Here is a 12,318-nt window from a genome sequence, read left to right on the forward strand (position 1 = left end):
ACTTCGAGGTGATGTGGCATGGTCGACACAGAGGTGCTCATTGCCGGCGCTGGTCCGGTCGGACTGACAGCGGCCATCGAGTTGGCCCGACGCGGAGTGACTTGCCGGATCATCGACGCGGCCGCCGAACCACCGCGGTATGCCAAGGCGGTCGGTATCCAACCCCGGACGCTCGAGGTGTTCGAGGGCATGGGGGTGTTGCGGCAGGTGCTCGACTCGTCGATCCAGCTGCGCGGGCAGATCGTGTACGTCAACGGAGCCGAAGTCGAGCGCGTCGCGCTGACGCTGCCCGCCGACATCCCCTACCAATTCGTCGGATTGCCGCAGTACGAGACCGAACGGATCCTGCGTAAACGCCTGGACGCCACCGGTACGCACGTCGAACGGGGCACGGCGCTGACCCATTTCGAACAGGACGGCTCCGGCGTGCACGCCGTGCTCACCGACGAGAAGGGCGAGCGCCGGGTGCAGGCGGAGTATCTGATCGGTTGCGATGGCGCGCACAGTATCGTGCGAAAAGGGTTGGGGCTCAGTTTCGAAGGCGCGGCGTTCGCCGAACAGTACATGCTCGGGGATGTCGAACTGGGCTGGTCGATGCCGCGCGGTTATGGCATCCGTGCGATGCACCGCACCGACGGTGTCACCGACGATCTGCTGGTGTGTATCCCGTTGCCCGGCGATTACCGGTATCGGGTCTCGATGCTGGTGCCCGAGGAACTCGCGACAGCACCGGCGACGGGCGGCGACGCCGTCGAGCACGGTTTCGAGGGCAGTCATCCGCCCGAGCTGCACCACATCCAGGCGGTCCTCGACCGGCTCGCCCCCGAGCGGGTCACCGCGTCGAGCCTGCGCTGGTCGTCGGTGTTCCGCATCAGCCATCGCATCGTCGACTCCTATTCGCGCGCACGGGTGTTCGTCGCCGGAGACGCAGCGCACATCCATCCGCCGACCGGCGCGCAGGGCATGAATACCGGCATCCAGGACGCGCACAACCTCGCCTGGAAACTCGCGCTCACCCTCGCGGGCATCGGCGCGCCAGATCTGCTCGCCAGCTACGACGCCGAACGCAGGCCCGTCGGCGCGGAGGTAGTCGGACGGACCGTGCGCAGCGCGCGGGAAGGCATCGGCGCGGGGGAGACCGACCCCGACTTCGTCATCCGCCGCGAAGCGCAACTGCTGATCGACTACTCCGCCAGCCCGCTGGTGAGCAATGCCCCCGCCGACACGGGCGGTCCGCTGCCCGGACGACGCGCCCCCGACGCGGCCGGTCTGACCCGCGACGCCGTCGCCTTCCCGATCCGGCTGTTCTCCCTGTTCGGGCGAACCGATCACACCGTCCTGATCTACGTCGACGACACCGCGGGCCCCGAGTCGCCCGCCGCGGTGGCCGCGCTCACCGATGCCGCGCGCCGCGCCGCACACGGCCGGATCGACGTCTACCTCATCGCCGCCGCCGACGCCGAACCCGAATCCTCACCGCTGCCGGTGATTCGCGACCGCGACGGTGACTTCGCCCGCGCCTACGGCGCGAAAGGGTTGTGCGCCTATGTCATCCGGCCCGACGGCTATCTCGGATTCACCGAACACGCGCCGACGCCCGAAGATCTGACCAAGCACTTCGCGGCGATCTTCCGCTGAACCGGGTTCAGCGGGATTCCGGCGACAGGATCTGGATCAGCTGGCGAGCGAATTCCCTGGGGTCGGTGCGTATCCCGTTGTGCGCGCCGGGAAATTCGACGACTGTCGAGTTCACCATGCACACGCTGTGGTTTTACGGCTTCGCGACGGGCCACGATATGGGCGACTCGCTCGCGAAACGGCGTGATCGAGGCAGTTGGGTCACCGAAGGCCTTGCGCCACACAGCGAAATGGCCGCCGGGACGCAGCACGCGATGCAACTTCGGCAAGACCACCTCGAGATCGAACCAATGCACAGCGGTGGCCGCGACAGCGAGATCAAAGACTGCCGTGGGCAGCTCAACCTGCTCGGCCGTGTCGACGTGCACAACTGCGGCCGGCCAGCGACGGCGCAGACGATCGGCCAGGGCCGGACCCGGTTCGACCGCGTCGACCGACGCGCCCGCTTCGAGGAGCGGTCCGGTGGCCAGTCCACTACCGGCCCCGAGATCGATCGCCCGGATCCCTGGCTGCAGCAATCCGAGATCTTGCAGCTCGGCCCACGGAACAGCCGGATACGGCGGCCTGGCCCGGTCGTAGACATCGGCATGGGTATCGAAATGCAGCGGGTTGGGCACCCGGAAAACTCTAATCCGGTTGTGGCCGAACCGGACACCGCGATCAGCGGCATCACCGGAGGTAGATGACAGGCGCGGCCATGCCTGTCGCCACGAGGTCGGAAGAGGGTGTCGCGGACGCGCAGCGGCCGGTACCGGTCGGCCCGGGCTGGTCGAGTCCGGCGGCGATGTCGACCTGGTGCCGTGCTTCGGGCCACCCAGCTCAGCGCCACCCGAACCTGGCGCCGCTCGACTCTTGATCAGATCGGCGGCCCTTGCATCCGGATCGGATGTCGGGACGCGGTCTCGGGCCGGGCAGTTGCACCAGCACCGCGCCGGTGAGCAGTATCGCCGCCCCGGCCAGTTGCGTCGGCCCGAGTGACTGGCCGAGCAGCAGCCACGCCAGCACCGCGGCGACCAGCGGTTCCACCAGGGACAGCACGCCGGCCAGGGCCGCGGGCAGATCGCGCAGCGCCCGCAACCCGGCCAGGTAGGGCAGCACGGTGCCGGCCACGGCCAGCGCCAGCAGCACCAGCCACACCGGGGCCCGCAGACCGCCCAGTACCGCAGCGGTAGTGAGCAGGCCCGAAGGCAGCGTCCACGGCGGAGCGACCGCCGCCACCATCACCGCGCCGATCGCCAGCCCAGCCGCGGTCAGCCCGAGCGAGTCGTGCCTGCTCGCGCCGTGCTCGCCGAGCAGGAAGTACCCCGCTGAGCAGATCGCCGCGCCGAGCCCGGCGGCGACGCCGAGCAGGTCCAGCCGGGTGCCCTGCCAGATCTGGGCGACCAAAGCCAATCCGGTCGAAGCCAACCCGATACCCAGCCACACCAGTCCGGGCAGCCGGGTGCCCCGCACCACCCGAACCCAGAGCGCGACCAGCGCGGGCGCCACGTTGACCAGCACCATCGCCACCCCGACCGGAACCCTGGCCACGGCAACGAAGAACAGCAGTTGCACCCCGGCGACGCCGAGCAGACCGTAGCCGAGCAGCAACCAGAGGTCGGCGCGGCCGAATCGCAGTGCCCGCGGCCGCAGCACCGCAACCATCGGCACCAGCAGTATCGCGGCCAACACGATCCGCGCCGAAGTCACCTCAGCCGGAGACCAGCCCGCCGCCATCACCGCCGCGGCCAGCGAGCCCGAACTTGCGAACAGCACCCACGAGATCAGACTCAGCCCGGTCGCCCGTGCCTGGCTCGGCGCCCGCACGGCCTTCTCCGATACGACCACGCCTGGCAGTGTGCCTGAGCGATCACCGCCCTGACCAAAGGTTTTCCGGCCGAGCCGTTCGGCGGCCCGCCACACGAGAGCGGGATCACCGACCGGCTCAGCGGCGGCGATCAGCAGGAGCAGCCTGCTCTGCTCGGGTAACCCTTCGATCCGCGTCAGGAAGCTCTGTTCGATCCGGGCTCTCCGAAGCATCCGAGAGCAGACTCAGCACCGCCAGTCCGACCGGGAAGCGTTCCGGCGGGGTGCCCGCCCGCATCCCGAACACTGTCTCGAGCGCGTCGCGCTGCGGCGCGGGAAGTTCTTTCAGCCGATCCAGCAGCGGAACACACAACTGGTGCAAGGTGGCGAACGCGAGCTCCATCTCGGACTCGACACCGACCGCACGCAGCATCCGCATGCCCGTCGCCGAACGCTTCAGGTACTCGAGCAGCGCGGACTTTCCGACTCCCGGCGCGCCGTGCATGACGAGCACGCGTCCGGCGCAGCCATGATCGATGCGATAGGCGCCCGAGCGTGCGAGGCCGGCGGTGCGACGTCCCGCGAACACCGTTGTGGCGTCTGCCCGGTCAGCGTTCGTCGTAGGTGCGGCGAGCGGTGGCGATGTATTCGCGGTGCCGTTCGGCCCAGTCGATGAGGGCGCCGACCTCGCGCGACAGTGTCCGCCCCGCCGCCGTCAGGTCGTAGTCCACGCGCGGCGGCGTGGTCGGGGTGACGGTTCTGGTGACCAGCCCGTCGCGTTCGAGGCTGCGCAGGGTGAGAGTCAACATCCGCTGGGAGATGCCGTCGATCGAGCGACGCAGCTCGGCGTAGCGGCGCGGTCCCGTGCCGAGCACCGCCATGATCAGCACACTCCACTTGTCGCCCACCCGGTCCAGCACATCGCGCAGCTCACAGGTGGCCGAATCCGCGCTGACCTGCATGGAAACATCGGTGTGCGTAGCGAATTCCGAAGTGCCTACTTCTGTCACCCCGGGAGGATCGCCCAGAATCCTGTCGAACACAAGTAGTGACCAACGCACAAAAAGTGCGTTACCGCGCAGGAGGACACCGTGACCGCCGATCTCACCGCCTTGCCCGCCCGAAGCGGGGACAGGCCCGCGACGACCGGGCTGGAAATCCCGCACGATCAACTGGAGGCGTTCTCGCCGCCGCAGATCCGTTCCGTGCTCATCGAATTCGCGCGCTCGCTACCCGGGGTGCGGACCGGGCCGAGTGCGGTGTCCGAACCCGGATCGCTGGCCTTCCGCCTGCCCCGAGCCGATCGCGACTTCGACGCGTTCCTGCATCCCTCCGTCGACGAATTCGGCCACGTGCACCGCACCGGATTCATGCACCTGACCATCCCGGTGAGTTCTGTTGCGGTGCTGACGGACCTGGGCTGGGTGGAACCGCATCCGATCAGCAAGCGACCCGAGTTCCCCAGCGGCATCGTCATGTTCTACGCACCGCGCGACACCGACGAACTGACCGTCGCGACCACCGTGCTGCAAGCCTCCTACGACCAGGCCGCCGCCTGAGCGCGTTCGTCGCGTGATCGCTTCGGCGACAAGTGCGTTCGACGCGCTCGGTCAGTGCTCGAAGATGCTCGTGTCTCCCGGCTCGGTCTCGAGCGCCTCGCGGTCGAAGATCAGCAGGGTGAGGAAGAACAGCCCGCCGGCGACGAGCAAGCCGACCACGATCAGCACCGGGACCACCGCATGCTCGGGCGTCACCAGCACGAACAACGCGACGGCCGACCAGACCAGTGCCGCGATCGCGACCGGCAACTCGAAGCGCCCGAGGTCGAACGCGCCTTTCCTGCGGTCCAATCGTCTGCGCACCGTCAGGTAGAGGACGATCGTCGAGCCGTAGATGAGCGCCGGGAGGATCGTCGAGGCTGTGACCAGCTCCAGCAGCGCGTCACCAGGCAGTGCGACCATCAGGACGACGCCGAGGAAGAAGATGAGGATCGTTGCCGGGACCGGTGTATGCGTGCGCGGGTCGACCCGTCGCATCAGCCGGTGGGCGGGGAAGCGCGCGTCGCGCGACATCGCGAAAACCAGCCGCGAGCACGCGGCCATCACCACCATCCCGGCACCGAAGAACGCGAACGTGATGGCGACCAGCAGGATCCTCTCCATCACCGGACCGAGCTGGTCGCGCATGATCGCCGCGACCGGCGACTCGCTGGCGCTGATCCGGGGGATGTCGTCGATCGCCACGGTGAGTGCGATCACGAACAGCAGACCCAGCACCCCGGCCGCCACGACCGACCCCACGATCGCGCGCGGGACGCTGCGATAGGGATCCTTGGCCTCCTCGGCCAGATTGGCCGCGGCGTCGAAGCCGACGAGGGTGCCGAGTCCCATGATCATCGCGAGCATCAAACCGCCGCCGACGGCGAAATAGCCGGGGGCGTTCTCGGTGACACCGCGCGACGTGAGGTTGTGGGCCGTGCCGTTGCCGGTGATCACCACCGCGACGACGAGCGCGATCGCCACCACCACGACGAGCGCCGGTTCGAGCCCCACCGCGCTGGTGTTGATCATGCTGACCAGGCGCGTCGAGGCGACGGCGAGTACGGCCTGGATGAGCAGCACCGCGAGGGTGATCAGGCGAGCGGTGCCCTCGTCGGGTGCGAGGCCGGCCAGCGGCATGAACGCCTGGCTCGCCAGCGCATTGTCGACAGCCATCACCGCGACCGCCAGGTAGCAGAACGTCAGCCAACCGAACCCCCAGCCGATCTTGGGGTTGGCCAGCCGTGAGGCCCACTGGTAGGACGAGCCGCTGAGCGGGATGCGGGCCGCGAACTGCGCGACCACCAAGGCCACCAGGACCTGACCCACCGCGGCGATGATCCACAGCCAGATCCCGACCGGGCCCGCGTTCTGCAGCACGTCGTCGTAGGTCGCGAAGATGCCGACCGCCACCGAGATGAACGCGAACGAGATCGCGAACACCTGGAAGGGGCCGAGCGTGCGCTTCAGCTCCTGCCGATAGCCGCCGAGCTCGACGGAATTCTCGTTGGTCTGCGCCTGCGACGAAGCGTCCGCCACCTCGCTCACCTCACCTTCTCGGAGGGTGCGCCACCAGCCGTGAACACGATCGACTTCGTGCGATTTTACCGAAGTGGCCTCGAGCGGAGCGTCTGCGAGACGGGTGGCGAGCAACACCGTGAACAGCGCGGCGAGCCCGGGACAAAACAAGCAACCCATGGGTGGGAATCGCCCACCCATGGGTTGCCCTTCGAATCGCGACGGCAGAGGTTGTCAGCGATCGAGGTCGACCTCGCGTGCGCCCGGCAACCGGCACAGAACGAAGATCGCCACTGCGAGGACGCCCGCGGTGATCGCTCCCGCCCACATGATCGCGTCCATGCCCGAGGCGGACGCCTGGATAGCGATCCGGTCCACGGCTGGGGCGAATCCCGACATCTGGTCGGGCAGATAGTCGACCACCTTTCGACCGACCCCGGAGCCGAGGGCATCGGTGAGCCGGTTCACCTCATGCGGCGGTATCCCGCGGACGAAAGGTCCCAGGCCCGTGAGCGAACGCTCCGTGGATGCGGTCGCCCGGTCGGCGAACAGCGCGCCGAGGCCTGCGATGCCCAACGCGGTACCGACCTGACGAGCGGTGAGGACAGTACCGGTCGCCATTCCGCTGCGCTCCACACTGACGAAGGCGAGCGCACCCTGCGAGACGATCACGCTCGCGGCTCCCAGTCCGACACCACCGATGATCGAACCCAGTACGAAATGTGTCCACTGCGTGCCCACCGACACTCCCGTGCACAGGAACAGCCCGGCCGCGATCAGCACGACTGCACCGGGCAAAGACCAGCGAATCGGCATGCGCCGCTGCAGGATCGCGACAACGGGTGAGACGAAGAACGCAGCCAGAGTCAGCGGCAGCGCACACAGACCCGCTTGCAGCGGACTGAACTGCAGGGTGTTCATGTAGTAGAGAGCGAGGTAGTTGACACCGGCGAAAATGGTGCCGCCGATGGCCAATCCGCCCAGGGTCAGCGCCGCGAATGTCGGCTGCGCGATCAGGCGGAGGTCGAGCATCGGCTCCGGCGTGCGCAACTCCCAGCCGACGAACACCACGAGAGCGACCAGCGAAGTGATCACTGCGGCGATGATCGTTGCGGAGGTCCACCCTGCGTTGTTGCCTTCGATCAATGCGAAGACACCGGCGAACAGCGCGATGCTGATCGTTGCGGTACCGACCCAATCTGCTCGACGCGGCCGCAGATCGCGCGATTCCGCCATGTAACGCCACGCAGCGACGAAGGCCAGGATTCCGATTGGCACATTGATGAGGAAGATTGCCTTCCAGCCCATCGTGTCCACGACGATTCCGCCGATCAGTGGCCCTGCGGCGGCCGCACTCGCGAGCACGGCCCCGTACACGGCGATCGCACGTGCCCGGCTTCGGGGCTCGACGAACGTGGCGGCGATAATCGGCAACGATATGCCGAACAGCATGGCCGCACCGACACCTTGAACACCGCGGGCCAGGTTCAGCGCCAAGATCGACGGGGCCATCGCACAGGCCACCGACGCGGTGGTGAAGACGACGACGCCGCCCAGATACAGCCGCTTGCGTCCGATCCGGTCACCCACCGTCGCGGCGATCAGCACCATCCCGGCGATGGGCAGGGTGTATGCATCGACCACCCATTGCAGCGACCCGAGCGTCGCGGTGAAGGTGGACTGGAGTTCCGCCAGCGCCGTCGCCACGATCGTGAGATCGAGCAGCAGCATGAACGTGCTCAAACACACCGCTGCGAGGGTGATTCGAGCGCGACGAGAGACCGGCAGGGCCGGCCGATCGACCACCGGCTCACGCAGTTCTTCTTTGAGATGGGTCACCAATGGGCTCCTCTACCCTCGTTCGGGGCCACCGCGCGTTTCATGGCGGGGTTCGGCAGTCGGGTCAACCGGGCGATCCCGCTGACCACCCAGGGCGCGCTCGCGGCGATCGCGAGAAGCTTCGATTGGTAGCGCGGCGACACCAATGCCTGAGAGAGCCAGGTTGCTTGCCGGATCCGGTATCGGACGTCGCGCGCCAGTCGTGCCTGGTACCTGTCCGCGTCGTATCCCCGGTGCCATGCCGCGACTGCCAGGCTCGCGCTGTGCAGCGCGATCGACATCCCGTCACCCGCGAACGAGGGAATCACCGCACCCTGATCGCCGAGCCGCCAGACGCCATCGGAAGTTCGCGCGATATAGCCGTACGGAATGGACGACACGGCGTGCATCTTCGGATGAACCGGATCAGCACCAGCCAACCGCTCCGCGATTGCCGGGTCGATACTTCCGAAGTCCCGATCCCATCCCGGTCCCGCCTGCGCCTTGTCGAGCAGCAGACAGACGTTCGTCTCCCCGCCCTCGACCGGGTTGATCCCGCAGTAGCCCCCTGGTACGAAGACCAGCTCGACATGGTTGCCGAGTGCGCCGGACTGTGCGGGCGTGAGCTTCCAGTGTTGTTTGAATCCCGCCAACCCGGATTGCACGCCCTTGCCGCATTCACGGGTCCATCCGCGTAGGTCGTGCTTTCCGGTAGCGAGGAAGATCTCGCGGCCATCGAAACTCTGCTTGTCGGTCTCGACGCTCCATCGGCCGACCTCACCTGTCAGCTTGCGCGCGCGGATGCCGCGGTGCACATCGACGCCCTCCTGCGCGGCGCGGCCGATCAACTCCTCGTCGAGGATGTGACGTGACAGGCCCAGCGCACGGAACGGAAGCCGTACGTCGACGTTGTGCTGGCGGCTACGCAACCGCACGCCGTCCATCGGCACCCCACCGAGCCCGTCGGGATCGACGCCGAGCCGATCGAGGTACGTCAGCGCCTCACGGCTGAGGAACTCGCCGCACACCTTGCCGAAGGTTCGGGCCTCCTTTTCCAGTAGCGCAACCCGCGCGCCGCTGCGCGCCAGTCCGATCGCGACCGCCGACCCGGCAAGGCCGCCGCCGACGACGACAGCGTCGTATCGACCGGTGGCGGCCGACCGGGAAGGCCGTGGCTGACGGACCATCTTCGGCTCGAGTGTGTCGCCAGGTGCCTGAGACAAGTAGCTATTCACAGCGTGTCCTCTCAGGCGATATGGAACAGCATGGTCTCGGCCGTGAGGCCGGGGCCGAAGGCCATCCCGCACCCGCGCTTGCCGCTATTGGCTCCGTCGCCGGCACTCATCATCTGCTGGAGGACGAAGAAAATGGTTGCGGATGACATATTCCCGTACCGATCGAGAATGTCTCGTGAGTGCCGGAGGTCGGTGGACCCGAGCTCCAGGGCCTCTTCGACCGAATCCAGGATGAGCCGTCCACCGGGATGGACTGCCCACAGATCGATCGAATCCGTCTGTGCACCATTGAGAATGATCTGGGTGTTCTCGGCGTTCAGCGCATCCTTCAGAGCTCCCGGCACACGACGGGACAGGACCATGTCGAACCCGGTGTCGCCGATATGCCAAGACATCTGATCGTGCGTATCCGGCACTACCAACGCGGTAAAGGAATCGAGGCCGATACCCTGTTCCTCGCTGGTGATCAGCGCTGCGGCGCAACCGTCGGCAAACAGCAGCGACGAGATGGACATCTCGAGGTTCTTGGGCATCTGCAGGTGAAGTGAGCAGAGTTCGAGGGAAAGCACCAGCACCTTTGCGTTGGGCTCGGAGCGAACGATGTGGTTCGCGAATTTCAAGCCGTTCACGCCGGCGAAGCACCCCATGAAACCGACGGTCGTGCGCTCCGCGTTGGGATTGATGCCGAACCGTTTGATCAACTCGAGGTCCAGACCCGGGGAGAAGAATCCCGTGCAGGTGATGACGACGATGTGCGTGATGTCGGCGGCGATGTCGTCGATCTCCAGTCCGGCCACGGCCCTGGCGGCGAGGTCGGGGGCAGCCTCCTTGTACGCGGCCATTCTGGCCGCGGTGCTGACCCCGTCCGGATCGGAGCCGTAGAACTCGGACGGCTGATCCAGCACCGAGTAGCGGCTCGAGATCTGACACTGCGGAATGACCTTTTCCAATAACAGCCTGTGACGCTTCAGCTGGGTCACCTCGAGGAGGTTGTCACACAGCAGTTGATGGACTTCGTTCGTTGGAACAGCGGTGGAAATCTTGTTCACGTACGCAGTCGTCATAATTTCCTTCAATCGAGACCGAACCCGCCGGAAGCTTTGCCGCCGGACTGGTGGCGTTCCCGTCGAACACCTGGCATGAATAATTCCTCAGATACCTGCCAGCAAACACCACCCGTAGGGGTGGAAACATGCTCACCCCGGGTGGGCGGCTTCCACGCTCGGGTAGGCGGGCCAACTAGTTGTCGGGCGCAACCAATCGGCGCGTTCTAGATGATTAGTTATCCAGTCTATCGATATTTCAACTATGCCCGCGTCGGAACGAACTCGACAATCTTTTCAAGTTCTGTGCGCTGGTTGCCGGACTGGCCGACAGGCGAACCGCACACCGCTTCGCCCGCGCCGAGTCGGTTACCTGTCACAGACCGAGTTTGGTGACGGCGTTGTCTTCCAGCGGGTTCGCCGTGCGGATGTATCCGTGCACGGTGCGGGGATTTGACCAGCGCCCCTGGCGCATGATTTCGCGGTCGCTGGCGCCGCCGAGGGCGGCTTGGGTGGCGAAGCCCGCGCGTAAAGAGTGTCCGGAGAAGAGGTTCGGGTCGAGGCCCGCGCGGGCGGCGTAGCGTTTCACGAGTTCGGCGACGGCGCGCCCCGACATCGGGCGGTCGCCGATGCCGCCGTGGCGGGTGATCGTGGGAAACAGCGGCAGGTCCGGGTGTTCGGCGAGGGGAGTGCCGGTGAAGCCGTGGCAGCGGTGGATTCCGTCATTCGCCATGGGTGTCGTGCAGTGGTCGCGGAGAGCGAGTGGTCCTGCGGCCGTGTGGATTTCGAGGAGCTCGAGCCAGGCCGCGCAGGCGCAGACGGGGCAGGTGCGCGGGCGTTGTCCGCGCGGTAGTGCCACACGCTGTTCGGCGGCGCCGGTGGGGTCGGTCTTGGTGGTCGGCAAGTGCACGAGCAGGATCGGTTCGCCGGTGGCGTGATCCGTGCTCACCCGGACGTCGGCGACCCGCAGGCTCGCGAGTTCGCTGCGGCGCAACGCGCCCGCGAAGCCGATCAGCAGGGCGAGGGCGTCGCGGCGGCGGGCAGGTTCGGTGGGCCAGCCGGGCTCGGGCAGGCCGGCGAGCAACTGGTCGAGGGTGTGCAGCAGGACGGGGCGCTTCCTGGTGGGCGGTGTGCGGCGGGTGCGCCGGATACCGCGCAGGGTCAGGCGGACCACGTCGGAGCGGGTGGGGGAGGGCAGTCCGTTGGCGGCGTGCACGGCGGCGATCGCGGCCGATTTGCGTTCCAATGTGGCGGGGCCGAACGCCCATTCGCCGTTCGGGCGTCGCGCGTCGGCCGCGGCCGCCAGATACACCGCGACATCGAGCGCGTCGGCCGGAAGCGCCTGCCGCCCTTCGGCCGCGCACCACCCCGCCCAGGCGATCCAGTCGGTGCGGTAGGCGCGCAGCGTGTTCGCCGACTGCGACGCCTCCAGGTACCGGCGCAGCGAACCGGCCTGGACGTCGTCGAATCGCTCACGCACCACATGCAAGGCGGCCGGGTCGACCAGCACGCTGCGCACGCCACGACGCAGCTCGGTGCGCACCGCTTCCGGCACGGCCACGACGCTGTCGCCCACTTCCGCTCCTCACTGCCCCGGGTCGGCAGCGCACAGAACGTAATGGCGCCGACCGCATTCGAGCCCAGACTATGCGCTGGCGGAGAGCTGGTCGCGCACCCGGACGCCATGTTGCGGTCGTGGACAGCGGTGGCGCGGTTCCTACCGCGCGACTCGGTCGGAGTCGC

At 67.3% G+C, this 12,318-nt stretch carries 10 protein-coding genes and 1 pseudogene; 2 read left to right on the forward strand and 9 right to left on the reverse strand.

The genetic code is table 11. The features are described 5' to 3' along the window. The first annotated feature begins 18 nt into the window (after positions 1–18). On the forward strand, positions 19–1,638 hold the full coding sequence (locus AC3EO7_RS16830) for an FAD-dependent monooxygenase (RefSeq protein ID WP_435591692.1): 1,620 nt from the start codon (positions 19–21) through the stop codon (positions 1,636–1,638). A gap of 284 nt (positions 1,639–1,922) precedes the next feature. Here AC3EO7_RS16830 and AC3EO7_RS16835 read toward each other — a convergent pair. The 4 genes and pseudogenes from AC3EO7_RS16835 to AC3EO7_RS16850 form a co-directional block, all read right to left on the reverse strand. Next, positions 1,923–2,255, reverse strand: a pseudogene (locus AC3EO7_RS16835) (class I SAM-dependent methyltransferase); the annotation flags it as partial. Between the two features lie 202 nt (positions 2,256–2,457). Beyond that, the gene (locus tag AC3EO7_RS16840; protein ID WP_435591693.1) at positions 2,458–3,465 is read right to left on the reverse strand and encodes an EamA family transporter; all 1,008 of its coding nucleotides are present in this window, start codon (positions 3,463–3,465) and stop codon (positions 2,458–2,460) included. 97 nt (positions 3,466–3,562) lie between these two features. Continuing rightward, positions 3,563–4,012, reverse strand: a complete 450-nt coding sequence (locus tag AC3EO7_RS16845; RefSeq protein WP_431970169.1) for a hypothetical protein — start codon at positions 4,010–4,012, stop codon at positions 3,563–3,565. Between the two features lie 19 nt (positions 4,013–4,031). Then, positions 4,032–4,433 (reverse strand): winged helix-turn-helix transcriptional regulator, encoded by a 402-nt coding sequence (locus AC3EO7_RS16850; RefSeq protein WP_435591694.1) that lies wholly within the window; start codon positions 4,431–4,433, stop codon positions 4,032–4,034. Positions 4,434–4,514: 81 nt separating this feature from the next. On the opposite strand from AC3EO7_RS16850, the gene AC3EO7_RS16855 reads away from it, so the two are divergent. Then, positions 4,515–4,982 (forward strand): luciferase domain-containing protein, encoded by a 468-nt coding sequence (locus tag AC3EO7_RS16855; protein ID WP_435591695.1) that lies wholly within the window; start codon positions 4,515–4,517, stop codon positions 4,980–4,982. A gap of 51 nt (positions 4,983–5,033) precedes the next feature. Here AC3EO7_RS16855 and AC3EO7_RS16860 read toward each other — a convergent pair whose 3' ends face one another. From AC3EO7_RS16860 to AC3EO7_RS16880, 5 genes are all read right to left on the reverse strand, one after another. Beyond that, positions 5,034–6,500 (reverse strand): APC family permease, encoded by a 1,467-nt coding sequence (locus AC3EO7_RS16860; protein WP_435591774.1) that lies wholly within the window; start codon positions 6,498–6,500, stop codon positions 5,034–5,036. 213 nt (positions 6,501–6,713) lie between these two features. Beyond that, the gene (locus AC3EO7_RS16865) at positions 6,714–8,318 is read right to left on the reverse strand and encodes a DHA2 family efflux MFS transporter permease subunit (RefSeq protein WP_431970166.1); all 1,605 of its coding nucleotides are present in this window, start codon (positions 8,316–8,318) and stop codon (positions 6,714–6,716) included. Then, positions 8,315–9,484 (reverse strand): NAD(P)/FAD-dependent oxidoreductase, encoded by a 1,170-nt coding sequence (locus AC3EO7_RS16870; RefSeq protein WP_431970165.1) that lies wholly within the window; start codon positions 9,482–9,484, stop codon positions 8,315–8,317. Before AC3EO7_RS16870 ends, AC3EO7_RS16865 begins: the two co-directional genes overlap by 4 nt. Before the next feature lie 59 nt (positions 9,485–9,543). Then, positions 9,544–10,581 (reverse strand): type III polyketide synthase, encoded by a 1,038-nt coding sequence (locus AC3EO7_RS16875; RefSeq protein WP_431970164.1) that lies wholly within the window; start codon positions 10,579–10,581, stop codon positions 9,544–9,546. A gap of 370 nt (positions 10,582–10,951) precedes the next feature. After that, a complete protein-coding gene (locus tag AC3EO7_RS16880) occupies positions 10,952–12,151 on the reverse strand; it encodes a site-specific integrase (protein ID WP_435591697.1) in 1,200 nt (399 codons plus the stop codon). Positions 12,152–12,318 lie beyond the last annotated feature (167 nt).

The organism is Nocardia sp. bgisy118 (genome assembly GCF_057708605.1).

Bases quoted from the DNA above. Each gene is read 5' to 3' on its own strand.
- AC3EO7_RS16830 (WP_435591692.1), top strand. From the start codon at position 19: ATGGTCGACACAGAGGTGCTCATTGCCGGCGCTGGTCCGGTCGGACTG.
- AC3EO7_RS16870 (WP_431970165.1), bottom strand. From the start codon at position 9,484: ATGGTCCGTCAGCCACGGCCTTCCCGGTCGGCCGCCACCGGTCGATAC.